General features: G+C 63.1%; 24 protein-coding genes. 11 read left to right on the top strand and 13 right to left on the bottom strand.

Annotated elements, in window-relative coordinates; genetic code table 11:
* Positions 1-17: 17 nt before the first annotated feature.
* Entirely contained in the window at positions 18-632 is a 615-nt protein-coding gene (gene pth / locus ACQZAB_RS09055) for an aminoacyl-tRNA hydrolase (RefSeq protein WP_428389093.1), read from the top strand.
* Here pth and ACQZAB_RS09050 read toward each other — a convergent pair.
* The 4 genes from ACQZAB_RS09050 to ACQZAB_RS09035 are packed head-to-tail and all read right to left on the bottom strand — an operon-like array spanning position 629 to position 4,099.
* On the bottom strand, positions 629-1,060 hold the full coding sequence (locus tag ACQZAB_RS09050; protein WP_428389091.1) for a DUF3293 domain-containing protein: 432 nt from the start codon (positions 1,058-1,060) through the stop codon (positions 629-631). The two genes, pth and ACQZAB_RS09050, sit on opposite strands and share 4 nt — an antisense overlap.
* 9 nt (positions 1,061-1,069) lie before the next feature.
* The gene (locus ACQZAB_RS09045) at positions 1,070-2,710 is read right to left on the bottom strand and encodes an ArnT family glycosyltransferase (protein WP_428389090.1); all 1,641 of its coding nucleotides are present in this window, start codon (positions 2,708-2,710) and stop codon (positions 1,070-1,072) included.
* Complete coding sequence (locus ACQZAB_RS09040) at positions 2,707-3,414, bottom strand: hypothetical protein (RefSeq protein ID WP_428389088.1); 708 nt, start codon at positions 3,412-3,414, stop codon at positions 2,707-2,709. The genes ACQZAB_RS09045 and ACQZAB_RS09040 overlap by 4 nt, the downstream gene beginning before the upstream one ends.
* A gap of 34 nt (positions 3,415-3,448) precedes the next feature.
* Positions 3,449-4,099 (bottom strand): CheB methylesterase domain-containing protein, encoded by a 651-nt coding sequence (locus ACQZAB_RS09035; protein ID WP_428389087.1) that lies wholly within the window; start codon positions 4,097-4,099, stop codon positions 3,449-3,451.
* 74 nt (positions 4,100-4,173) lie between these two features.
* Between ACQZAB_RS09035 and ACQZAB_RS09030 the strand changes: the two genes are divergently transcribed.
* The 4 genes from ACQZAB_RS09030 to ACQZAB_RS09015 all read left to right on the top strand — a co-directional run bounded on the left by ACQZAB_RS09030 (position 4,174) and on the right by ACQZAB_RS09015 (position 7,826).
* A complete protein-coding gene (locus ACQZAB_RS09030; RefSeq protein ID WP_428389085.1) occupies positions 4,174-5,457 on the top strand; it encodes an anthranilate synthase component I family protein in 1,284 nt (427 codons plus the stop codon).
* Positions 5,450-5,689, top strand: a complete 240-nt coding sequence (locus ACQZAB_RS09025) for a hypothetical protein (RefSeq protein WP_428389083.1) — start codon at positions 5,450-5,452, stop codon at positions 5,687-5,689. Before ACQZAB_RS09030 ends, ACQZAB_RS09025 begins: the two co-directional genes overlap by 8 nt.
* Before the next feature lie 225 nt (positions 5,690-5,914).
* Positions 5,915-6,700 (top strand): hypothetical protein, encoded by a 786-nt coding sequence (locus ACQZAB_RS09020; protein WP_428389081.1) that lies wholly within the window; start codon positions 5,915-5,917, stop codon positions 6,698-6,700.
* Positions 6,701-7,058: 358 nt separating this feature from the next.
* Positions 7,059-7,826 (top strand): PEP-CTERM sorting domain-containing protein, encoded by a 768-nt coding sequence (locus ACQZAB_RS09015; RefSeq protein ID WP_428389079.1) that lies wholly within the window; start codon positions 7,059-7,061, stop codon positions 7,824-7,826.
* A 159-nt stretch (positions 7,827-7,985) separates the two neighbouring features.
* On the opposite strand, the gene ACQZAB_RS09010 is transcribed toward ACQZAB_RS09015, so the two are convergent.
* Positions 7,986-8,219 carry a thioredoxin family protein gene (locus tag ACQZAB_RS09010; protein ID WP_428389077.1) on the bottom strand — a complete coding sequence of 78 codons (234 nt, stop codon included), beginning with the start codon at positions 8,217-8,219 and terminating at the stop codon, positions 7,986-7,988.
* Between the two features lie 135 nt (positions 8,220-8,354).
* On the opposite strand from ACQZAB_RS09010, the gene ACQZAB_RS09005 reads away from it, so the two are divergent.
* Entirely contained in the window at positions 8,355-8,702 is a 348-nt protein-coding gene (locus ACQZAB_RS09005) for a winged helix-turn-helix transcriptional regulator (RefSeq protein ID WP_428389074.1), read from the top strand.
* Here ACQZAB_RS09005 and ACQZAB_RS09000 read toward each other — a convergent pair.
* On the bottom strand, positions 8,699-9,814 hold the full coding sequence (locus tag ACQZAB_RS09000; protein ID WP_428389072.1) for an AAA family ATPase: 1,116 nt from the start codon (positions 9,812-9,814) through the stop codon (positions 8,699-8,701). The genes ACQZAB_RS09005 and ACQZAB_RS09000 overlap by 4 nt on opposite strands.
* 141 nt (positions 9,815-9,955) lie before the next feature.
* On the opposite strand from ACQZAB_RS09000, the gene floA reads away from it, so the two are divergent.
* Positions 9,956-10,990 (top strand): flotillin-like protein FloA, encoded by a 1,035-nt coding sequence (floA, locus tag ACQZAB_RS08995; protein ID WP_428389070.1) that lies wholly within the window; start codon positions 9,956-9,958, stop codon positions 10,988-10,990.
* 12 nt (positions 10,991-11,002) lie between these two features.
* On the opposite strand, the gene ACQZAB_RS08990 is transcribed toward floA, so the two are convergent.
* The 5 genes from ACQZAB_RS08990 to rpmA all read right to left on the bottom strand — a co-directional run bounded on the left by ACQZAB_RS08990 (position 11,003) and on the right by rpmA (position 14,774).
* Entirely contained in the window at positions 11,003-12,049 is a 1,047-nt protein-coding gene (locus ACQZAB_RS08990; protein ID WP_428389068.1) for a GTPase, read from the bottom strand.
* Positions 12,046-12,555 carry a hypothetical protein gene (locus ACQZAB_RS08985; RefSeq protein ID WP_428389066.1) on the bottom strand — a complete coding sequence of 170 codons (510 nt, stop codon included), beginning with the start codon at positions 12,553-12,555 and terminating at the stop codon, positions 12,046-12,048. Before ACQZAB_RS08985 ends, ACQZAB_RS08990 begins: the two co-directional genes overlap by 4 nt.
* Complete coding sequence (locus tag ACQZAB_RS08980; RefSeq protein ID WP_428389065.1) at positions 12,552-13,331, bottom strand: type III pantothenate kinase; 780 nt, start codon at positions 13,329-13,331, stop codon at positions 12,552-12,554. Before ACQZAB_RS08980 ends, ACQZAB_RS08985 begins: the two co-directional genes overlap by 4 nt.
* A gap of 50 nt (positions 13,332-13,381) precedes the next feature.
* Positions 13,382-14,428, bottom strand: a complete 1,047-nt coding sequence (obgE, locus tag ACQZAB_RS08975; protein ID WP_428389063.1) for a GTPase ObgE — start codon at positions 14,426-14,428, stop codon at positions 13,382-13,384.
* A gap of 100 nt (positions 14,429-14,528) precedes the next feature.
* Positions 14,529-14,774 (bottom strand): 50S ribosomal protein L27, encoded by a 246-nt coding sequence (rpmA, locus tag ACQZAB_RS08970; protein WP_428389061.1) that lies wholly within the window; start codon positions 14,772-14,774, stop codon positions 14,529-14,531.
* 380 nt (positions 14,775-15,154) lie between these two features.
* Between rpmA and ACQZAB_RS08965 the strand changes: the two genes are divergently transcribed.
* The gene (locus ACQZAB_RS08965) at positions 15,155-18,421 is read left to right on the top strand and encodes a hypothetical protein (protein ID WP_428389059.1); all 3,267 of its coding nucleotides are present in this window, start codon (positions 15,155-15,157) and stop codon (positions 18,419-18,421) included.
* A 76-nt stretch (positions 18,422-18,497) separates the two neighbouring features.
* Here the strand turns inward: ACQZAB_RS08965 and ACQZAB_RS08960 are convergent, their stop codons facing one another.
* Both ACQZAB_RS08960 and ACQZAB_RS08955 read right to left on the bottom strand, forming a co-directional pair.
* On the bottom strand, positions 18,498-19,595 hold the full coding sequence (locus ACQZAB_RS08960; RefSeq protein WP_428389057.1) for an MraY family glycosyltransferase: 1,098 nt from the start codon (positions 19,593-19,595) through the stop codon (positions 18,498-18,500).
* A gap of 16 nt (positions 19,596-19,611) precedes the next feature.
* Complete coding sequence (locus ACQZAB_RS08955) at positions 19,612-20,562, bottom strand: deoxyhypusine synthase family protein (RefSeq protein WP_428390151.1); 951 nt, start codon at positions 20,560-20,562, stop codon at positions 19,612-19,614.
* A 286-nt stretch (positions 20,563-20,848) separates the two neighbouring features.
* On the opposite strand from ACQZAB_RS08955, the gene ACQZAB_RS08950 reads away from it, so the two are divergent.
* From ACQZAB_RS08950 to ACQZAB_RS08940, 3 genes are all read left to right on the top strand, one after another.
* Positions 20,849-22,333, top strand: coding sequence for a tetratricopeptide repeat protein (locus ACQZAB_RS08950; protein ID WP_428389055.1), 1,485 nt, complete (start codon positions 20,849-20,851; stop codon positions 22,331-22,333).
* 63 nt (positions 22,334-22,396) lie between these two features.
* Complete coding sequence (gene kdsB / locus ACQZAB_RS08945) at positions 22,397-23,167, top strand: 3-deoxy-manno-octulosonate cytidylyltransferase (RefSeq protein ID WP_428389053.1); 771 nt, start codon at positions 22,397-22,399, stop codon at positions 23,165-23,167.
* Positions 23,164-23,463, top strand: coding sequence for a hypothetical protein (locus ACQZAB_RS08940; protein WP_428389050.1), 300 nt, complete (start codon positions 23,164-23,166; stop codon positions 23,461-23,463). The genes kdsB and ACQZAB_RS08940 overlap by 4 nt, the downstream gene beginning before the upstream one ends.
* The last annotated feature ends 56 nt before the right edge of the window (positions 23,464-23,519 follow it).

Below are 23,519 nucleotides of genomic sequence, written 5' to 3'. Positions count from 1 at the left end.
TGTGATGGATCACGCCGATGGCTTATGGTGCCATCGGCGTGATTTTTTGTTTTGGGAGTGATGTTGTGCGAGTGATTGTGGGGCTTGGTAATCCGGGGCCTGAGTATGCGAAGACGCGGCACAACGCCGGGTTCATGGTGGTGGACAAGCTGGCCGAGCGTCACGGGCTGATGGGCGGGAAGATGCGGTTTGGTGGCATGTTTGTGGATGGGCGGATGGGGTCGTCGAAGGTGGGTCTGCTGAAGCCGATGGGTTACATGAACCTGTCGGGGCGGTCGGTGATGGAGGTGATGAATTTCTACAAGCTGGAACCGGCGGACGTGCTGGTGGTGGTGGATGACCTGGCGCTGCCGTGTGGGGCGATCCGGGTGCGGCCTGAGGGTGGGGCCGGCGGGCACAACGGTCTGAAGGACATCGAGCAGAAGCTGGGGACCAAGGGGTATGCGCGTTTGCGGGTGGGGATTGATGATCGTGGGCGGGTCCCGCAGTCGGATTATGTGCTGGGGCGGTTCAGTCCGGAGCAGTTGGAGCGGTTTCTGCCTGCCCTGGATCGAGCGGCAGATGCGGCGGAGGTGTGGCTGGCGGAGGGGGTGACGACGGCGATGAATCGGTACAACGGCGAGGCGGGTTAGAGGGTGATGAGTTGTGGGGCGGGGGGATCGGACCGGTTGAGATCGATACAGAGGAAGGCGCGCTGGTCGAAGCGGTTGGCGATGGCGGTGGCTTGCTGGAGGTCGATGGCGAGGATGAGGCGGGAGGGTTCTGGCGGCCAGTCGTTGCTATCGGCCAGGGCGCGTCCGGGGTAGGCGGTGAGGTTGTGGTGGCGGAGGAGGGTGTCGAGTTCCTGGAGGCGTTGGTGGTTGGCCTCATCGGTGAGCGACTGGGCGTGGGGGTTGACGGCGGTGAGGTAGGCGGCGGTCCGGGTGTGGTGCTGATGGAGGAGTTGGGCGAGGGGTGGCGAGGGGGTGTCGATGCGGAGTTTGAGTTCGCGGGACGGGATGTCGGCGGTGTAGGTGGTGTTTCGGAAAGCGGCTTCGAGGTCGGGCGGGAGCGGGGGCATGGCGCGGGTTTATGGCGTGTCGGCGGGGGAGGCGTGGAGGCGGACGAGGTGAGCGGTGAGGCGGGGCTGGTCGATGGTGAGGATGGGTTCGACCTGGCCGGGGTAGGTTGCTTCGAGGGCGGTGCGTTCGCGGGTGTAGAGAAGGTAGAGATCGGAGAGGTCGGAGGGGGTTTGGTTGAGAGCGAGGTCGAGGCGCTGGCGTGGCTGGAGGTCGGCGTAGTAGAAGAGGCCGGGCTTGTCGTTCCAGAGGCGGCCGGTGATGACGGTGGTGCCCGGGGAGAGGTTGTCGTTTTGTTTGAGGGTTTGGGCGTAGGCGACGGAGCTGAGGGTGACGCGGTTATCGGCGCGGATGAGCGTGTACCCGGTGGAGCTGGCGGCGAGGGTGGCGGTGGCGACGATGAGCCAGCCCGCGGGTTGGATTTGGCGAGCGCGGACGAGCGCGAAGAGGAGGATGGGTAGGGTGAGGGCGAGGACGAAGATGGCGGCGGAGCGGGCGATGGCATCGAGCTGCCAGATGACGGCGGCGGCGCCTGCGAAGGCGAGGAGAGCGAGGATGACGGCGGTTCGGGAGGCGTGGAGATGGACCCAGGCGGGGAGGCGGCCTGACAGCCAGTGGCTCAGGATGGCAGCGGCGGGGAGGCAGAGTGGCGGGAGGAGGATGTAGCCGTAGCGGGGGTTCTCGAGGAGGAAGAGGACCGAGGTGACCCCGCTGAGCCCGATGGCGATGAGGAGGGTGGCGAGGCGGTGGCGTCGGTTGGTGGTGAATCGCTGGCGGATGGAGGGGAGCAGCGCGAGGCCTGCGACGAGGGAGACGGGGAGGGCGAAGACGAGGAGTTCGAAGGGCATGGCGAGGACGTTGAGCATGTGGGCCGGGTCGAGGACGGCGGCGAAGCGGTCGATGACTTCGGCGATGGCGGCCTGATCGACCTCGGTGCTGGTCTGGGCTGCGTAGAGCTCGACGGTGAAGGGCCATGCTGCTGCGATGGCGGCGGCGATCGGGAGGATGGGGAGGATCGCGGGGCGGAGCAGAGAGCGGATAGGGATGCCGGTGAGGAGCGGGGCGAAGAGGGCTGGCAGGACGAGGGTGAGGGCGGCTGGGCCTTTGCTGAGCAGTGCGGCGGCGAGGGAGAGGGTGGCGAGGAGGGTCCATCGCCAGGCGTGTCTGGGGCGGCCGATGGTGAGTTCGAGGAGGCAGCCCCAGGTGATGAGGGCGAGGGTGGTGTTGAGGGCGTCGATCTCGGCGGAGCGGCTTTGGGCCCAGAGCGGTATCAGCCAGAGGAAGGCGAAGCCGGTGATGATGCCGGCTCGGCGTCCGAACCATCGAGAACCGAGCCAGGCGAGCCAGGTGGCGGAGGTGGCGGCGGCGAGGATGGAGGGGAAGCGGAAGACCCAGGGCTCGCGGGTGTCGAAGATGGCTGCGGAGGCGGCGAGGGTCCAGGGGTGGAAGGGAGGCTTGCGGAGGTAGACCTCGTCGAGGATGCGGGTCACGATCCAGTTGCCGTGATCGAGGGCGTCGATGGCGACGAGGGCGCGGTGGACCTCGGTGCGTGCGAGGGGTGGGTTGGTGAAGATCAGGAAGTGTGAGAGGAGGATGGTCCCGAAGATCGCGATGAGCCAGGGAGCCAGTGGGCGTTGGCGTTGAGGGATCAATCGGCTGTTCCGTCGGCGAGTTGGATGCCGCCTGGCATGACCGGGAGGGTTTCGGGGATGCGGAGGAGGACGCCTTCTTCGGCGAGTCTGGCGACGAGGGTGGCCATGTGCTGGTTCATGTAGTCGATGAGGATGGCGTCCTTGGTGGGGTGCCAGTCGTAGCTTTTCATTTCTTCGATGACCTGGTCGGGCATCCAGTCTTCGAAGAGGAGTCGGTAGAAGCCGGTGGCGGCGCCGGTTCGCTGGCTGCCGGCGGCGCAGTGCATGAGGACCTGTTTTTCGTCGATCCTGGCCTGATGGAGGACGGTGAGGGCGGAGACGTAGCTCTCGATGTTGCCGGTGCCGTCGCCTGCGAGCGGGAAGCGGTGTCCTTCGATGCCGAGTTTGGCGATCGCCTGGGCTTCGGCCTGCTGTTCGGGGGTCATGCCTGAGTCGGGGATGCCGGTGAAGTCGATGACGACGTCGATCTGTTTGTTGCGGAGGACGTCTTCGATGAGGTAAGGGGAGATCTGGCCGGAGCGGTAGACCTCGCCGGGGACGACTTCGCCGAGGCGTTTGGCAACGATGCGGTCTTCGAGGACTTCTTCCCAGAGCAGGACGCCGGCTGCGATCACGAGGATCGCTGCGAGCAGGATCTTCCAGGTGCTGCCGGCTGATCGGGTGGGTTGGTTGGGCTGGGGGGTTGCTTCGCCTGTATCTGCCATGCGGGCATGATAACGGCGGGGATTTGGCGTTGGGTCAGAGCGGGTTTGAGAATCTCAGAAGCAGGCGTCGGATCTGTTCGGGTCCCAGTTGTGCGTGGCTGACGCCGGCCTGATCGCAGGATTTGGGCATGCCGTAGACGGCGCAGGTTTCCTGGCTCTGGGTGACGACGACGCCGCCGGCCTGGTGGACCTGGGTAGCGCCTTCGAGCCCGTCGTTGCCGATGCCTGACATCACGATGGCGAGGACGCGGCCGGGGTGGACCTCGTTGGCGGAGGCGAAGAGGACATCGGCGGAGGGTCGGTAGATTTTCTCGAGGGGCTTCTCGGAGATTCTGAGTTTGGGGGTTTTGCCGTCGGGCTTCCAGAGGCTCATGTGCTTGTGGCCTTGTCCGATGTAGACGACGCCTGGGAAGACCGGCATGCCGGATTCGGCGTGGTGGACGGCGAGGGGTGATTCGTTGGCAAGGGAGAGGGCGAAGGTTTCGGTGAAGTTCGGGGGCATGTGCTGAGCGACGAGGATGGGGACACTCAGATCGGCGGGGAGTTGGGTGAGGATCTGGCGGAGGCCTTCGGGGGCTCCGGTGCTGGCACCGATGGCGACGATGCGGATGCCTTTGAGAGGCAGGGCCTCGATGGGGTCGGCGTGGCGTGGGCTCGGTGGGCTGATGGCCTTGATGGGTGTCATGTAGCTTTCGGTTGATATCGGTTGTTATCGGATCGGGTTGAAGCCGGGTTTGGGGCAGGTCCTAGACTGTGGGGATGGATAGTCCCGTTTCAGAGCGCCTGACCTGGTTGCATTCGGGTCGTTTTCATGAGCGATGGGCTCGTGGCTCGCTTCGGGGTTGGGCTTGTGAGGCCTGGCGTGTCTGGGCGGTGGCTGGGGGCGGGTTTGTGGGGGAGCGGTTGTCGGCCGAAGGCTCGGTACTGGCTACGCGAGCGGTGGCTGAGCCGTTCGAGGTGTTGCGTTTTGCGAGAGATTCCGGGGGGGTCTGGGCAGGTTATGTGGGTTATGAGGCGGGGCGTTCTTTGGAGGCGGCGTTGGACGTGGGGCGGGACACGCTGGGGTGGCCGTTGCTTCAGGTTCAGCGGCTGGACCGGGCGTGCTGGGAGCCAGCGGGGCGCGGGGAGGCGGCCAGGGTGCCGGCGGGTGGCTGGAGGATTGAAGGACTGCGTCCGACGGTTGATGAAGAGCGGTATCAGTCAGGGGTGGATGATGTGGTGGCGGCGATTCGTCGTGGGGATCTGTTTCAGGCGAATCTGACGTATGCGTTGGAGGGTTCGTTCTCGGGGTGTGCTGCGTCTTTCTATGGTGCGCTGGCTGGGGTTTCGCCGGCGTGGTACGGGGGGCTGATCGCGTTGTTGGGCGGCTCGGATGAGCCGGAGAGGGTGTTGGCGACGGTGTCGCCTGAGTTGTTTTTGTCGTTCGAGGGCCGGCGTATGACAACGCGACCGATCAAGGGGACGTCGGGCGTGGGGGAGGCGGATGGGCTGTTGGCTTCGAGCAAGGATGCGGCGGAGCTGCACATGATTGTGGATGTGCTGCGCAACGATCTGGGTCGGTCGGCGACGATCGGGACGGTGCGGGTCGAGGAGGCTCGGCACGCGGAGGAGCATCCGACGGTGACGCATGGTGTGGCGACGGTGACAGCCGAGCTTCGGGGCGGTGTGGACTGGGTGGAGGCCTTGCGGCTGGCGTCGCCTGGCGGGTCGATCACGGGGGCGCCGAAGGTGGAGGCGATGAAGCTGATTGATCGGTTGGAGCCGGCGTGGCGGGGGCCGTATTGCGGGTCGATCGGCTGGTTTGAGGGGGATCGAGCCTGCTGGAACGTGGGGATCCGGACGGCGGCGATCACGAAGGATCGGGAGAGGGATGCGGGACGGATCCGGTATGGCGTCGGTGGTGGGATCGTGGCGGATTCGGAACCGGCGGCGGAGTGGCGGGAGACGCTGTTGAAGGCGGCTGCTTTGTGGGAAGCGATTCGGGGGTGTGGTGGGCTGGCTCCTTCGCTGGCAGAGGCTGGAGGGATTCGAGCTGATGGGTGAGCGACCGGATTACTGGTTTCCGAGGAAGAAGAACGGGTTGGGTTGGGGTCCACCGGTGCGGTGGGAGGGTTGGGCAGCGGTTGCGGGGATGCTGGTGATTGATGCTTTTCTGATCGTTGGGGGCTTGCTGTTTTTGCCGCCGATGATTGCGCTGGTGGTGATTCTGGTGGGGTCACTGGTGACGACGGGTGGATTTTTAACGTTGTGCGTTCTGAAGGGTGAGTCTTCGTAAGACCTTGCCGAGTCGGTAGATGGCGGCGGAGTTGCGGAGCCTTGCCTACTCTCTCTGGTCGGGTTCTTTCCTGTCTTTCGCCTATTTTGTTGCCGGGGGTTGGATCCGGTGTATGTTTGGCGTGGAGAGGCACGCACGCCTGCGGGTTGTGTGTGGTCCGATCCGTTTCCGGAGGCAGAGAGTCAATTTGGGGATGGAGAACAACCCCTAGAGGAGGAGTTTGTGATGTTGATACGTCAGGGTTTGGCTGCGGCTTTGGCCGTTGGCCTTGGTGGTGCTGGTTTCGCTCAAGGAGCGATGCTCAAGGATGCGCTGATCGAACTGGTGGATGACAACGGTCTGATCGGAACGGATGTGCGTTTTGATCTGAATGACCTGAGTATTTCGACGTTTCTCAGCGGTGCGGCTCCAGCGGCACCCGGGGATATCGTCGAGGGCATCTTCACGATCGAGACGATCTCGCTGGTGAACGATATGGGTTCGTTTGTGGATGAGATCGATCTGTCAATGACGGACATCGAGGTGTTTGGTCGATTCCGGCTGGAGGTTGGTTCGGCGGCACTGCCGCTGATCTCGATGTCGAGCGCGACCTTTGAGATTTTTGAGGATGATCGTGCGGACGGCGTGCGTTCGGTGGCGGGTCTCACAGGTTCGATGGGTTACAACAGTCCGATCTGGGGCGGAGGTGGCGGGATTGCGAATGGCTCGATGTTCGGGATGCTGGATCTAAGTTTGGGCGGGACGTACGACCTGTTTGTGCTGCCCAATGGCGATCTGGCGGTGCTGCCGATGCTGGACGTGGCGACGGTGGGTCTGCCGTTGAACGATCCTTCCCTCAATGCATCGGGACCGGTCTCGGGGACGGGGACGGTTTCACCGACGGCGGTGGCTGGCGAGTTCAACAACCGGGCGAGTTTCAGCTTTGCGGCCAACGTGGTGCCTGAGCCAGCCTCGGCGGCTCTGGTGGCTCTGGGCGTGCTGCTGGCGATGAAGCGTCCGCGATCGGTCTGAAGCCGATTCTCTAGACGTTCTTGAAGAGCCTCGGCCCGCAGGGGTCGAGGCTTTTTTGTGTCAGGGCTGAGTTGAGTGAGTCGGGTGTCGTGTGAGAATCGTGGCCGGTTTAGGCGGGTCTCTGTTATCGATGGGAGGTGTGTTTATTGACGGTGCGGGTCGCGTCAGTCGCGAATGAATGCTGTTCGTTTCAGGGATTCGAACGTGTGTCTCGGGCATTAAGACGCGGGGTGGGCTCCTCGGCCCGGAAGCCGAGGTGCGGGTTAATTTCGGGTGTTCGGGTGCTTGACGGTGGGGTGGGCAGTCGGCACAATAATGTTTCGGTGGTACCCAATTCATGCATACAGGGAGATTTGAAATGAAGCACGTCACGACTTTTGCGATCGCCGCTGGCCTCTCCGGTGTTGGCTTTGCCGGCTCTGCGAGCGCCGATGTCCTCAACGACATCCTGATTGACCTTGTCGCCGACAACAACCTGTCTGGTGTTCAGGTTCAGTTTGACTTCAACGACCTCAGCGTCTCGACCGTTGTAAATGACAACATTCTGGGCGAGGTGATCGAAGGTATCTTCACCATTGAGACGATCACCGTGGCGGATGCCAACGGTTCGTTCATCGATGAGGTTGACCTTTCGCTGACCGACGTGGAAGTGTTCGGTCGCTACACGCTGGACATCAACGATCCGGTGGGGATGCTCATCTCGACCAACTCGGCCGTATTCGAGATCTACACCGATGACCGTGCCGATGGTGTTCGGTCGGTTGCCGGTCTCACGGGTTCCGGCGGCTTCAACAGCCCGATCTGGGGTGGCGGTGCCGGCATCAGCAACGGTGCGGCCTACGGCATCCTTGACACGGCTTCGGGTGGTTCCTACTCGCTGTTTATCCTGCCGAACGGTGACCTGGCGGCTCTGCCCGACCTGAACATCGCCCCGGCTGGCCTGCCGCTGAACGATCCGATCCTGGGTGCCCTTGGCAACTTCACCGGCACCGGCACCATCTCGCCGACGGCTGTGCCCGGTGAGTTCAATGCCCGTGCGAGCTTCAACTTCAAGGCCGTGGTGCCTGAGCCTGCCTCGGCGGCTCTGATGGGCCTTGCGGGTCTGGCGATGCTTCGTCGTCGTTAAGACCTACTGAATTGATTGAATCAAAACCCCGGCCCTTTGGGTCGGGGTTTTTTTGTTCGTGCGGTCGGCGGTGTGTTCTTCTCTATGTGCCTACCGGCTAGCACTCGTAAAGCGAGCTAAGAAACGAACCCAAGGGCGTTGACCCTGGGGTTCGAGGGTTCACTTGAGGTCTGTCAGATCAGCTCCATGGTTGATGTGATAGGCAAAGCCATCGAGGACCAGAGCGGGAACGGATTTAACGCCAGCGGCCTCGGCTTCGGCCATTCGGTCCTTGTTCTCGCCGAGGTGGACGATCTCAACCTCGTATTTTCCGGGATCGAGCGCACCGGCGACGTTCTGCTCGGCGGCAACACAGACGGGGCAACCGGCGTGGAAGAAAACGGCTTTAGACATTACGAATCTCCTTGGTTGGGTGTGACATGTCGACCACGTGGCCAACGAAAGAGATACTTGCGTGGTGTTCTAGGATGACAAGAGGTGATGCCTGGGTTGGATGGTTACCAAGTGGTCTAAATTGAGGCGTTGTCTGTGGAAGAAAATGCTAAAAAAATCTCGGTTTCGGTCATGTTGGAGAATGTGCTGGGGTGCAAGTGGTCTTTGGCGGTGCTTGGCGCGTTAACCGATGGGCCGTCCCGGCCGAGTGCGTTGCAGCGATCGTGTGTGGGGATCTCGACCAAGGTGCTCAACGAGCGTCTGCGGAAGTTCGAGCGTTTCGGGGTGGTGGAGCGTGAGGTGTACCCGGAGGTGCCGCCTCGGGTTGAGTACCGGCTGACGGCTTTCGGCCAGCGGTTTCGGCGGGTGATTGACGAAGTAAGTGTGCTCGAGGCGGAGCTGTCGGAGGAGAGCGCCGAGAAAGAGATGGGGTCGGGTGGTTAGACGCCGAAGAGGTTGTGTTGGACGAACATGCCTTCGGCTTCGAAGTGTTTGAGGGCTTCGGTGGTGGAGCGGAAGACTTTGGTGGCGGTTTCGGTGATGAAGGGGCTGGGGTTTTTGGCGGGTTTCCAGACGACGTAGACTTCCTTGCCGTGTTCGAAGGCGTGCTGGAGTTCGCGTTCGACGCCTGAGGAGAGGCCGGGCATGCCGCCTGGGAGTTCGGGGACGAGGGAGACGATCATGTCGGACTGGTCGATCAGCTTGAAGTCGCGCATGTAGATCTGGCCGTCGATGTCGCCGGCGATGTCGAGGATCTGGCGGACGGGGACGGGGAAGGTTTCGCGGTGGCCGTTTTTGTAGATGACGGCGTCGATGAAGTCCTGGCCGGCTTTGGCGGCTTCGACGGCGTTGTCGAGGAGGAGTTTTTCGTCGACGTCGCCCGGGTCGAAGGTAATGAAGTGTTTGGCGAGTTCCTCGCGGAAGCCGTCGATTTCTTTCTGGACTTCGGGGAGTCCGACGACGTGGGTCATGGGGAAGGAGGGGTAGACGCGTTTCATGCCTTCGCGGCAGGTGAGTCGGACCATGCCTTCGAGGGTTTCGTTCTCGCGGCCGCGGGCGACGATGCAGAAGAGTGTCTGGGGTCCGAGGGCCTGAGCGGCGAGCTCGGTGGCCATGATTTCTTCTTCCCGCCAGACCATGAGGTCCTTGAGGGTGGCGTCGAGGGTGTGCTCATTGTGGAGGCGGTGGTGGACGACCTCGATGTTGTCGACGAGGCAGACGAGGATGTCGGGCTTGAGGAGGCGGAGCTGGTCGAAGTCGAAGGCGGGGAAGAGTCCGTGGCGCCAGCGGAAGGTGGCGTGGCTGTTGACGATGATGTTGGGCTGGTTGGCCGACTCGCTGATGATGTCTTTCATCGCGGACCGGCGGAGAGAGTGGAGGCGTGAGATGGGGAGGTCGAGGATGCGGCCGGGCTTGACGTCGGGGGCTTCGGCGTACATGCGGTCGCCGACGTGGTAAAGATCGATGGTTTCGCCGCGCTCGCCGGCGAGTTTCGCGGCGGCTTCAAGGTAGGCTTTTTTCTCCATTCCGACCTGACCGGTGACGACGATACGCATGAGCTCTTCCTCGGCTATTGTTTGGTGAGAGGCGTGAGTATAAGGGGTTATGAGGGGTTGGCGTGCCGAGCGGGCGGGAAAGGCTTATGATGCGGTCTAACGGGCAATTGGCCCGGTTCACCCGGTTCTTGGGGCTTTCACATGCTGCAGTTTGCTCAGAGCGGAACACAGATCGTTGTCGGGATCATCATTGTTCTCGTCGTTCTCGTACTCATCGTGATCGGCGGGTTTGTGCTGCGTTACTTCAATCTGTGGTTGCAGGCGTCTTTGTCGGGTGCCTACGTGCGGTTCACAGACATCATCGGGATGACCTTCCGGAAGGTGAACCCGACGGTGGTGGTGAACAGCCGGATCATGGCGAAGAAGGCGGGTCTGGACGTTTCGACGAATCAACTGGAAACGCATTACCTGGCGCGGGGTGATGTGCCCCGTGTGGTTCGGGCGCTGATTGCGGCGGACCGTGCCAACATTGAGCTTCCCTGGGACAAGGCCTGCGCGATCGACCTGGCGGGTCGCGACATTCTCGAAGCGGTTCAGACCTCGGTGAATCCGAAGGTGATCGATTGTCCGAACCCTGCGGCGGGGAAGTCGACGATCGATGCGGTGGCGCAGGATGGCATTCAGCTCAAGGCCAAGGCTCGGGTGACCGTGCGGGCCAATCTCGCGCGGTTGATCGGTGGTGCGACGGAGGAGACGATCATCGCTCGCGTGGGTGAGGGCATCGTAACGACGATCGGTTCGGCGGACTCGCACAAAGCCGTGCTCGAGAACCCGGACCAGATCTCGAAGACGGTGCTGAGCAAGGGGCTGGATGCGGGTACGGCGTTTGAGATTCTGTCGATCGATATCGCTGATATTGATGTTGGTGAGAACATCGGCGCGAAGCTGCAGGCGGATCAGGCCGAGGCGGACAAGCGGCGTTTCCAGGCCGAGGCCGAGAAGAAGCGTGCGATGGCCGTGGCGACCGAGCAGGAGAACAAGGCGGGCATCGAGGCCAACCGGGCGAAGGTGGTTCTGGCCGAGGCGCAGATCCCGCAGGCGATTGCCGATGCGTTCCGGAGCGGGAATCTGGGGATCATGGACTACTACAAGCTGCGGAACATCCAGGCGGATACCGACATGCGGTCCTCGATTGCCGGCGAGGAAGACAAGCACCGGGACGACACGGCGTCATAAATCGAGCGGGTGTCAGCTTGAGACCAAGTGTCTGAGGCGGTCGTTGAAGGCCCAGGGCTGCTGTATGCGTTCTGGCCAGCGGTCTGTGAAACCGAGTCGGTTGAGGATGGCAGCGGATAGTTCGGGGATGCCCTCGCCGGTATCGGCGCTCAGGGTGAGACGAGGCGCCTCGGGTGGGGCTTGCTGCCAGAGATGATCGTTGACGGGGCCGAGATCGGCCTTGTTGATGGCGTAGAGGTCTGGGGGGCGCGGGAGATCGGCTGGCTCCGGCCAAGGATGGTGAGGGTCGCGGAGGGCGATGAGGATGTTGGCTGCGTGAAGGAGCGGCTGGACGCGGGCGATGGCCTCGGCTTCGATGGGGTCGTCGGTCTGGCGGAGTCCGGGACTGTCGATCCAGTGGACAGCGACGGCGTGGTGGGGTTCATTGGCGAGAGGCAGTTCGACGAGGCCGCCGACCCAGTCGCGCGTGGTGCCGGGGGTGTCGGAGGTGATGGCGGCCTGGCGGCCGAGGAGTTGGTTGAGCAGGGTGGACTTGCCGGTGTTGGGGCGTCCGACGATGGCGACGGTGGGTGGGGTGAGCAGGTGGTCGAGGGTGGCGGAGGTCTCTCGGATGGACGGAGGATCGAGCGGTTGCTGCCAGGCGTGGTGCTGGTTGACTAGGGCGTCGATGGCAAGGGGACTGGGGGCGGAAGCGATGGCGAGGCAGGCTTCGGCTTCGATCTGCGATCTGGCTTCGGGGTAGAGCGCCTGGGCGTTGACAGATTGACTGAGCGCGACCTCGGGCTGTTGGAGCGCAAGTTCGATCAGGCTGCGGATCACGGCGCGGCCGGCGTGGGGCATGATCCATGCGGTGGTCTGCATGGTTTGTTTATGTGGAAGCAAGGCGACAAGGCCTTCGTCGATCCCGGCGAGTGGTCGGAGGCGCAGGCGGCCGTCGGCTGGGCAGGGGCGGTCGGTCCAGTCCTCGATGATCTGCTTAGCCCCGGGGCCGGTGAGGGTGAGCAGAGCGATCGCGCCGGGGTGGGGCGGGGTGGCTTCGATGATGAGGGTGGTGGTCATCGGAGGCGCTTGCCGCGTTCGACGCCGAGGTCGGGCAGGCGGGTATTCATGGGCTCGCCATGGGGATAGGCGATGGCGACGCAGCCGATGGCGAGGAGGTCGTAGAAGACCGTGCCGATGAGGGTTGGTGTCGGGGAGAGGCTGAGCAGGAGTCCGGAGAGGAAGGTGGCTACGAGCAGGGTCGTGAGGTAGATGCGTGTGCCGAGCAGGTAACCGGTGGGCGTGACGGCCTGGCCGACCCAGTGGCGTTTGTAGGTCTGCATACGCGCGATCGCGGCGAGCGGTGCGGCCAGGAACAGGATGATGAAAGCTGGGATGGTCGTGGGGAAGGCCACGGCGAAGGGCTGGTAACCGAGGTAGGCGGCGGCGGTGACGGCGAGGGCGACGGCACAGGCGAGGATCAGGCTGTAGGTCCATGCCTGCCTGGCCTGAGCCTGGGCCTGCTCCTTGGAGGGCTGTACGGCTTTGGCTGCCGGCTTGTGTTGGCCTGCTCCCTTGTCGGTCATGGCTTGTCGGTTTCGCGTTCCATAGCGGTTCGGAGGGTGACTTCGAGTCCCATGAGGGTGAGGTCGGGAACGATGCGATCGACGAGTTCCCATTCGCGGAAGAGGAGGTCGGCGTCGCCACCGGTTGCGACGACGAGCGGGAACTGGCCTGAGACGTCGGCGTAGCGTTCGATGAGTTCGCGGACGGCTCCGCGGAGTCCGTGGTAGACGCCTGTGAGCATGGCTTCGGTGGTGCTGTGGCCGACGATTTCGTTGGGTCTGGCAAACTCGACTTCGGGCAGCAGTGCTGCTCGGCTGGCGAGGGCATCGAGCATCATCTGTGCGCCGGGAAGGATTGCGCCGCCGTGGAAGGTACCGGCTCCGTCGACAAGATCAACGGTGACGGCAGTGCCGGCGTCGACGACGACGAGGGCCTGCTTGAGCACGTCAAAAGCCCCGGCAGCGTTTAGCAGTCGGTCTTCGCCGACGAGGGCTTCTGGGTCGAGTTGTCTGCCGATGGGGATGGGCAGGTCGCGCTCGACGCGGTGGAGCGGTCGTCCGAGTTTGGCGAGTTCTTCTTCGATGGGATTGGAAAAGGTGGGATTGACCGACCCCATGAGGACGGGTGCGTCCTGGTGATCCCGGAGTGGGCGGATGGCATCGGAGATGGCGTCCATAACGCGGTCGTGGCGTTCGTTGAGGAACGTGGCCGACTCGACGAGCTTGCCGTCGACGTAGGCACCGACACGTGTTCGTGTGTTGCCGACACTAATGGCGAGGAGGTTCACGCGTGACATGTTTGCCCTCTTTGACGCGTGGCATCTTAACGTTTGCGTAGGAAAAGATGTCAGGAAGACTCGGCGCGTGGGCCCCAGCCGCCGGCGTTGGCCTGCTCGGGTGCTTCACGGCCGAGCCTGGACCAGGCGGTTTCGAGCACGGGCTGGATGCCTGAGCGTGTGGCGCTGCTGATGATGGCGACGGGTTGGTCGAGTCGGTGGCGGACTTCCTCGGCGAATTGGTTGGCGTCGTCGCCCCAGAGATCGGCTTTGCTCAGGGCGATGATCTCGGGCTTGCCGGCGAGCTGCTTCGAGTAGGCGGCGAGTTCGCTTCGGATCATCCGATAGTTTTCGACGCATGTATCGGGATCGCCTGACTCGCAGGAGATGAGGTGGAGTAGGGCGCGGGTGCGTTCGACGTGGCGGAGGAAACGGCTGCCGAGTCCTGTGCCCTGGGCCGCGCCCTCGATGAGGCCGGGGAGGTCGGCGATGACCATGCGGCGCAGGCCCGTGAGTTCGGCGATGCCGAGTTGGGGTTCGAGGGTGGTGAAGGGATAGTCGGCGATCTTGGGAGTCGCGCGGCTGATGGTGGCTAGGAAGGTGCTTTTGCCGGCGTTGGGGAGACCGATGAGACCGATGTCGGCGATGAGTTTGAGTTCGAGGCGGAGTCGGCGTTCGACGGCTTCTTCGCCGGGTGTGGCCTGCCGGGGCACCTGGTTGGTGGCGGTGGCGAAACGGATGTTGCCCCACCCCCCCTTCCCGCCGGGTGCGACGATGATCTCCGCGCCTGGCTCGGTGAGGTCGCCGAGGCATTCGCCGGTTTCGTCGTCGTAGATGACGGTGCCGGGCGGGAGCTTGAGCTGGCAGTCGTCGCCGTTTCTGCCGTAGCAGTCTCGGCCCGATCCGGGGACGCCGTCTTCGGCGAACCAGTGGTGCTTGCCGGCGAAGTCGAGGAGGGTGTCGACGCCCTGGGTGGCGACGGCGACGACGGACCCGCCGTTGCCGCCATCGCCGCCATCGGGTCCGCCTCGAGCGACGTATTTCTCACGCCTGAAGCTGACGCAACCATCGCCTCCCTTGCCGCTGCGAACGAAGATGGTGGCCTGATCGATGAGCATGGGGCGCGTCTGTTAGAGCTGGCTGGGATCAGAAAAAAGCGGGCACTGCTGTGCCCGCTTCGGTGGATGCAAGAAAGTATTGGCTGAGGCGGCCGGGGTGTCAGGCCGATGCCGGGCGGACGTGGACGCGCCGGCCCTGGAACTCGACCACGCCGTCTGCGAGGGCGAAGAGGGTGTCGTCCTTGCCGATAGCGACCTGATGGCCGGGCTTGAACTTGGTGCCGCACTGGCGGACGATGATGGCACCGGGCTTGGCGACCTGGCCGCCATAGAGCTTGATGCCACGGAACTGGGGGTTGGAGTCGCGGCCGTTCTTGGTCGAGCCCTGTCCTTTTTTATGTGCCATGGGATGGCTCCATGTCTTGCGGAGTGGTCGTGGAAGTTAAGAAACCAGCGGGCTGGCGAGCCTGCTGGCAGCGTTCCGCAGTTTAGTTGAGACAGTTCTGAGGTTCAAGCCCACCCGGCGGGAGCCTGGCGGGCCGTCGGGTGCTGGGGGTGGCCGGGTTTGTTGGTTTGGATCGTCTGAGAGAGGTTGGTGCCCGTAAATGGGTTGCAGGGGCGTAGGGGCCAGCTTAGACTCCGCCGCGGGGTTTATCCCTTGTGGTTAGACCGCTTTGAACGTGAACCCGCGTTTCCTTCCGTGAAGGTAGTCTTAGGCTTCGATCAGCCGATTTCATTTGTCCGCGGTCGGCGGAATCTCGTCGATCGAAGTCCGACGGAGGCCCTGTGTTGCGACGCTGCTCCCTCGCTCTCGCCGTTACGGTCGTTCCTGTCCTGTGGTTCGGCAGTTCGACTGCCTACTCTCAGGACGATTTTCCTACCGCTGCTGAACTGCTGACGCAGGGGATCAACCAGCTCTCGACGGGCGACTTCGAGTCGGCCCGGGATTCGTTGGGGCGTGTTGATCGGATGCAGCTGAATCGTGCGGACCGGCTGCGACTGGACCGTGCGTTGCGTGACCTGCGTGAGGGGCGTGTGACGGTGGCACCCGAACCCGTGGCGGCTGAGCCGGCTCCGGTGGCAGCGGAACCGGCAGAGCCGGTGGCTGTTGAGCCCGAGCCTGTGGCTCCTGTCCAGACCGCAGAAGACCTGCTCGCCGAAGCCGACGCCCTCGCGGTGTCTGGCGATGTTGCGGATCAGCGTGAGGCCCTGGACCTGTATCGCGCGTTGATGAATCACGAGGACGCGTCGCTGGACATCCGTTCGCTGGCAGCGGCTCGTCATGCTCAGTTGAATCGCTCGCTCAACAGTTCGCTGACGGTTGCCCGTCGTGCGATCGACCTGGCGGCTGATGATGTGCGTTCCGGTCGTCTGGCTGCTGCTCAGCGCAAACTCGATGATGTGAATGCCAGCGGCGTGCAGTTGACTTGGTTTGACCGTCACCGGATGGATTCGCTGCGTGCTGAGATCGGTAACGTGACGATGGCGGCGGCGGACGCTCCTACGCCTGCCCTTCCGGTCGCCGCTCCCGCGGTGGCTGGTCCGAGCGGCACGGCGGTGAGTGCCCCGACCGATCTGCTTCAGCAGGCTCGGCGGATTCTCTCTCAGGAGAAGTTCGCGGAGGGGGAGGAAGCTCAGCGGCAGGGCCAGTTGGACCTGGCCGTGCGTCTGTATGAAGAGGCCATTGCTCTTGACAGTGCGAACATCGAGGCTCAGCAGGCGCTGCCTGCGGTCGCGGCCAGCCTTGCCAGCAATCAGCAGCGTGCCGATGCCCTCTCGACGGACGCTTTGATTCGTCAGGTCCGGCAGGAATCGGCGATCGCGGCCTTCGATCAGGCCATCAACGAAGCCAACGCTTCGGCCAGTGCGTTGAACTACGCAGCGGCTTTGGACGCGGTGGCCCGTGCACAGCAGGTGCTGGATCGGAACCGGCAGTGGATCAGCCCCGATCGGCTGGCCGGACTTCGGGAGCAGGCGGCACAGATGCAGGCTGCTCTGATCACCGACCGTGACCGGCATCAGGCTGAGTTGACGCTCCAGATCGAGCGTCGGCGTCGTGCTGAGCAGGAGACGGATCGGCTGCGTGAGCTTCAGACCCGGCGTGAGCAGGTGGACCAGCTGCTGATTCGTGCTCACGAGCTGAAGGCCAGCCAGAACTACGATGAGGCGTTGGAGGTGGTGGAACAGGCTCTGTTCATCGAGCCGACAAGCTTTGCGGGTGAGTTGCTGAAAACAACCATCGTGAACGATCGTGCGTTGGTGACTTCCCGGCAGCTGTCCGCTCAGCGTCGTCAGGCGATGATGGAGCTGTCGCTGGAAAATCGTGCGAAGATCATTCCGAATCCTGAGCCACTGGTTTATCCGACCGACTGGCCGGAGCTGACGCAGCGTCGTCTTGATAACCTGCCCGGTGGTGGGGACACCGAGGGCACCCGGAACACCATCCGGCTGCTTCGCCAGGACATCTCGGTCACCTTTGACCAGAACACCTTTGAGTCAGTCATTGATCAGCTGCAGATCCTGACCGGTGCGAACTTCTTTGTGAACTGGAACGCTCTTGAGATCGCGGGCATCGACCGGGACGCGCTCGTCAGCCTGAACCTGAACAACGTCTCGGCCGAGCGCGTGCTGCGACTGGTGCTACAGCAGCTGTCGAATGATTTTGAGCGTCTGGCTTTTTCGGTGATCGATGGCGTGGTGACGGTCTCGACCGAGCTTGATCTGCGTAGCGTGTCTGAACTGCGTGTGTACGACATCCGCGATCTGCTGGTGCAGATCCCGAACTTCACGGGGGCTCCGGACTTCGACCTGACCGCGGCCCTTGAATCGCAGGAGGGTGGGTCGAGCATCTTCAGCGAGGGTGATGAAGAGAACGACGACGATGAGCAGCTCCGCGAAGAGGCCATCGAAGAAATCGAGTTGCTCGTTCAGCAGTCGGTGGGGACCCCCGATGAGTGGCTGAATCAGGAATCAACCCTTCAGGAACTCAACGGCCAGTTGATTGTTCGCACCAGCCCTGAGAATCACCGGCAGGTGAGTCAGTTGCTGAACGACATCCGGGAAGCACGATCGAGTCAGATCACCGTTGAAGCCCGGCTGCTGCTGGTGGATGAGAACTTCCTTGAAGACATCGGCTTCGATGTGGACTTCCGACTGAACAATCTGGGCTCCAGTTACACGAGTCTGTCGGTGGCTCAGGACTCGGCGACGATCGCGGCACCGACCGGGACAGGCAACACGCCTGCTAGCTTCCTGCCGACGCAGGCCATGGGCTCGATCTTCCAGGATATCCCGGGCTCGACGACCTTTAACCCGGCGACCGGCTTTGCTTCCACAAACCGTGCTCTGGAATTGGGTGTGGCCTACCTGGATGACCTGGAGGTGAGCCTGCTAGTCCGTGCCACGCAGAACCACGCCCGGTCGATTTCGCTGACGGCGCCTCACGTGACCTTTGCCAACGGGCAGCGGAGTTACATCTTTGTGGCCCGCCAGACCGGCTTTATCAGCGACCTTGAGGTGGTGTCGGATGCCCTGGCGTTCGATCCGGAAGTGGAAGTCTTCTCGACGGGTGTGATCCTCGACGTCGAAGGCACGATTTCGGCTGACCGTCGGTATGTGACACTGACGCTTCGTCCGAGCCTGAGCTCACTGACCCAACTGCGTCAGATTCCCTTCACCGGCACGGTCGACCTCGACACCGGTGATGACGATGACAGCGACGTGCCCATCCCCATTCAGGGCTTCATCGAGTTGCCCGAGCTTGAGGTGACCCAGATCCGTGCGACCGTTTCGATTCCCGACCGTGGCACGCTGCTGGTCGGTGGTCAGCGGCTGATCGGTGAGGTTGAGGTCGAGTCGGGTGTGCCGATCCTCTCAAAGATCCCGGTCGTGAAGCGTCTGTTCTCGAACTACTCGACCGTGAAGGATGAGCGGACGCTGCTCGTTCTCGTCAAGCCGACGATCATCATCCTCAACGAGGAAGAGGAACTGCGGTTCCCCGGCCTGCTGCAGGACCCTGCGTTGTACAACGAGGGTCGCGGACGGGGCTTCTGATCTGAGGGATTAAAATCTGAGCACACGAGCGAGGCCTGCGGGCCTCGCTTTTTTTTTGGCAGGCGTATGGAGCGTCTTAGCGGGAGTCGGGGCCGAGTGTTTCGAAGATGGCGATCAGGCCGAGGATGGCGAGGGTCTGGCCGGCTGCGATCAGGGCCAGGTTTCCGGAGAGAGAGGCGAGGGTCACGGCGGACAGCCCGGTGGCCAGCGTCAGCAGGGTGATGAGCGCGACGGTGGTTGGGCGGGAGAGGCCGAGCCGTTCGAGCCGGTGTGAAAGGTGATTCCGATCGGGTGACATGGGGCTGCGGCCGGCTCGCAGGCGGAGGATAACGACGCTTAAGAAGTCATAGAGCGGCACGGCCAGGACGATCAGGGGCGTGAGGACCGCGTGCCACCCCCCTGCTTCGCTCTGCAGGTTCCCTACCTCGGTCGTGAGCGGATCGGCTGCCAGCTCCCCCAGGGCTCCTGGGGCCAGGTAGGTGATCTGAATAGATATCACGGCCAACAGCAGCCCGAGGAGGAGAGACCCGCTGTCTCCCATGTACATCCGTGCCGGGGGAGCGTTGTGAAACAGAAAACCCAGGCAGCCGCCAGCGAGCGCGGCGGCGAGGATGGCAACGTCGGTCTGGCCGGCGAGGGTGGCGGAGGCGGCGAAGACGAGAGCGGCGACCGTTGAGACACTGGCGGAGAGGCCATCCATGTTGTCGAGGAAGTTGATGGCGTTACAGATCGTGATGATCCAGAGTGTGGAGATCAGGATGCTTAGCCCGTAGCCGAAGGGGACGAGGTCGTCGAGGAGGGTCAGCACACGGATGTCGGCGGCGGTTGTGAGTGTGATGGCGACGGCGGCCTGGACGGCGAGCTTCAGTGGGGCGGAGAGTGTCGTGCGGTCGTCGATGAGGCCCAGGAAATGGAGGGTGATGGCGGCTGCGAGAGTCCAGAGCAGCCAGGGCTCTGGCGGGGTGCTGGCAAAGAGCAAAGGGATCAGACCCGCGGTCAGGCCGAAGACGATCGCGACGCCTCCGACGTTGGGCACCTGCGCGGAGGCGGCTTTATGGGCCTCATTAGCCTGATCGATCAGTGAGAGCCTGTGGGCGATCCGCAGGACAACAAGGCCGGCGACGGCGGTGGCGACGGCGGCGAGGGCGAGATGGCTGGCGAGGGTCCCGAGCATGCTGGGACTTTACCGCTCAGTCGCCGAGGACGTAGGCAAAGATGAGCGGAGCGACGATGGTGGCGTCGCTCTGGATCATGAACTTGGGGGTTTCGGGGGCGAGTTTGCCCCAGGTGATTTTCTCGTTGGGGACGGCACCGGAGTACCCGCCGTAGCTCGTCACGGCGTCGGAGATCTGGCAGAAGTAGCCCCAGAGCGGGGTATCTTCTTCCTTGAGGTCCTGGACAAGCATGGGCACGGTGCAGATGGGGAAGTCGCCGGCGATCCCGCCACCGACCTGGAAGAAGCCAATGCCGGGTTGGGGGGCTGCGTTCTCGCGGTACCAATTGGCGAGGTGCTCCATCTGCTCGGTGCCGGAGCGGACGGCGCGGTGTGACTCGATCTGACCCTTCATACGGAGGGCCGTAAAGAAGTTGCCGGTGGTGGAGTCTTCCCAGCCGGGGGTGTAGATGGGCAGATCGTGCTCGGCGGCGGCGATGACCCAGCTGTCGTTGGGGTCCATCTGGTAGTCGCCTTCGAGTTCGCCGGAGCGGATGATGTCGTAGAGGTATTCGTGGGGGAAGAAGGATTGGCCCTTTTCGTCGGCGGTGATCCAGCGTCGGATCAGGGATCGCTCAAGGGTGCGCATGGCGTGCTCGGGGATGCAGATGTCGGTCACGCGATTCATCCCGCGGTTGAGAAGGTCGGCTTCTTGCTGAGTGCCGAGGTCGCGGTAGTCGGAACACATTTCGTAGTCGTTGCCGGCGAGCAGGAGGAAGAGGTCTTCCTCCAGGTTGGCCCCAGTGCAGCAGATGCCGTGGATCTTGCCAGCTCGGATCATGCGGGCGAGGATCCGGCCAAGACGTGCGGTGCTCATGGCTCCGGCGAGGGTGACGAACATGCGCCCGCCCTGGTTGATGTGGACCTCGTAGGCTTTCGCGGCCTGCATCAGCTCCCGGCTGTTGAAGTGGAAGAAGTTGTCTTCCATGAATCTCCGCACCGAGCCCTGGGTGTTGGTCTGGGTGCGGGATGAGGCTGAACCAGCCTCGGTTGGCGTGCCGGTATGCAGGGTGCTGGCGTTGATCGTTAGGGCCTCCTTACGGCTGGCGGTGCGTCATAGAGCGAACGTAACAGTTTAGCTGGCAAGGCCTCAGGGAGCCAGAGGCGAGCAGGATTGGCTTGCTGGCGGCTGGCTCGGGGCCTACATTGCACTTTAGTGACCGGCGATCTCTCCAATGGATAGGGGTAGTTGACCTGTGGGATTCTTCGACGGCTTGAAGAAAAAGATGTCGGGTGGGGGTGGCGACGAAGCCAAGCCGAGCGCGGCGTCGGCCCGTGACCCACGCAAGGCCTCCCGTTTCTTTGAGCACGCGGCAACTGTTTCAGCGGCCGGTAATTATGACTACGCCATCGATCTTTACATCAACGGTCTGCGTCACGACCCAGCCAACATGAACATGCACGAGTTGCTGCGTGAGGTGGCCCTGAAGCGCAAGCTGGCGGGTGGTAAGCCTGCGGGGTTCGGGACCAAGCTGGGGGGAGGCTCTGGCAAACTGGACAAGATGCTGGCGGCGGAGAAGAAGTGGGCGATGAGCCCGCTGGACGCCAAGCTGATGCGGGATGTGATGAAGCTGGCGGTCGAGGCGGACCAGCAGGAGGATGAGGACACGAACCTCGCCGAGATCGCCTACTGGATGGGCGTCAACGCGATGGAGAACTCGAACACCAAGCCCGACAAGGGGCTCTACCTCAGCCTGCAGGCCGAGTTCGCGAAGATCGGGGCCTATGACAAAGCGGTCGACGCCTGTAAGCGAGCGATCGCGGTGGCCCCGAACGACCAGAAGCTCTTCGACCAGCTGCGCAACCTCGAAGCCGAGAAGATGATCTCCGGCGGCAGCTTCGGTCAGGGCGGCGAGGGCGATTTCCGTGCGAATCTCAAGGATGCGGACGCGCAGAACGCCCAGCAAGCCGAGCAGCAACTGCGGATGGGCGAGTCCGAGCAGGAGCAGATGATCAGCAAGCGTCGGGCGGAGTGGGAAGAGACGCCCGAAGACACGGACAGGATGTCGAAGCTGGTTGATGCGTTGCTCCGTACCGAGGAAGAGGAGCACGAGAACGAGGCGATCGAGCTGCTGACCAAGGCGTGGGAGGAAGCCGGTCAGTACCGGTTCAAGATGCGTGCCGGTGACGTGCGGATGAAGCAGATGGGCCGGCAGGGCCGGCGGCTCAAGCAGGCCGCTGCCAGCAAGGAGCAGGCCGACACCACTGCCTATCAGGAGCACCAGAAAGCCCGGCTGGCGTTCGAGCTTGGCGAGTTCGAGGAGCGGGTCAAGAACTACCCGACCGACATGGGCCTGCGGTACGAGCTCGGTCGTCGGCTGTTTCAGGCCGGCCGTTATGACGACGCGATTGGTGCCTTCCAGCAGGCCAAGGGGGACGCGAAGCATCGGTCTCAGGCGCACCTGTTCCTCGGGCAGTGCTACCTCAAGAAGACCTGGTACGAGGAGGCGGTGGACACACTCCGGGCGGGGATCGAATCGCACAAGCTGCAGGACGACCGGCTGGCGATGGACCTGCGTTACCTGCTGATGGACGCGCTGAGCCATGTCGCGGAGAATGACAAGAACGTCGCGGCGGCCCGGGAGGCGCAGAAGGTGGCTTCGGGCCTGCTCCAGACCGACATCGGCTACCGGGACATCCAGCAGCGGATGGAGCAGATCCGGGAGCTGACGAAAACGCTCGAAGCGTCGGCAGACTGAATCGAGTCACAACCCGGGGATACCCGAGTGGTTGCCCCTCGACCGACCTGTCATCATGTGGGGATGGCAAAGCTCCAACGCATCGCGGTGATTCCGGCACGGATCGGTTCGACACGGTTCGCGCGTAAAGCGCTGGCCGATGCGACCGGCAAGCCGCTGGTGGCTCATGTGATCGAACGAGCCCTGCAGGCCCAAAGCATCGATCTGGTGGCCGTGGCGACGGACGATCCCGCGATCGTCGGAGCGGCTCAGGCCGCTGGGGCACAGGCGATCATGACCGACCCCGATCATCCGAACGGGACGGCACGGATCGCTGAGGCCGTTGAGCACATCGAGGCCGAGCATGGCGGGCTGGACCCGGATGCGGTGATTCTGAATGTTCAGGGAGACGAACCGGAGATCGACCCGGCGACCATCGACAAGCTCGCTGAGGCGTTGGCGGACGAGGACAGCCGGGCGACGCCGATGGCCTCGGCCTGCTCAGTGTTTCCCGGTGACCTGGATGTGAACGACCCGAGCTATGTGAAGGTGGTGCTCAATCAACAGGGCCGGGCGCTCTATTTCTCGCGGTCGGCGATTCCCTACGATCGGACAGGCTTCCAGCCAAGGGTGCTGCTTCATCACGGGATCTATGCCTACCGGCGTCACTTTCTGCCGACGTATGCGGGGCTGTCGCCAACCCAGGCCGAGCAGGCGGAGTCGCTGGAGCAGTTGCGGGTGCTGGAGCACGGGTACGCGATCCGGTTGATCGAAGTTGCGCACGCCTGCTTCGGGATCGATACGCAAGAGCAGTACGCGGCGTTTATCGAACGTGTGAAAGGTGGTCAGGTATGAGCCATGCAGCAGCTGGAGCCGGTGCCGGTGCCATAGCGGCTCACCAAGCGGCGATCGCCAACGCCATCAAGGCCTCAGGAGCCATCGTGCAGGTGGACACCGAGGACTTCCTGACCCTGCTGGAGTTGGCCGATGAGCCCCTGGTGGTGAAATCGACCGGCGGGTTCTTCACGACGAACCATCAGTATCTGACCTCGGTGCGTGGGCTGTTCTTCTACCTCAAGACTGAGAGCGAGCTAACCCTGCCGTCGCACGTGATGGTGATCAAGTCGAGAAAAATCTGGATTCCGGGATAAGCCTGCTTAGGGTTAGAGGGCTCTTGTCTCGGACCCACCATGCGTGTTACGATCGG

Source organism: Mucisphaera sp. (assembly GCF_965279675.1).
Taxonomy (GTDB): Bacteria; Planctomycetota; Phycisphaerae; order Phycisphaerales; family Phycisphaeraceae; genus Mucisphaera.
The sequence above is the reverse complement of the archived record's forward strand: the minus strand, read 5'-3'. Positions and strand labels throughout refer to the sequence as shown.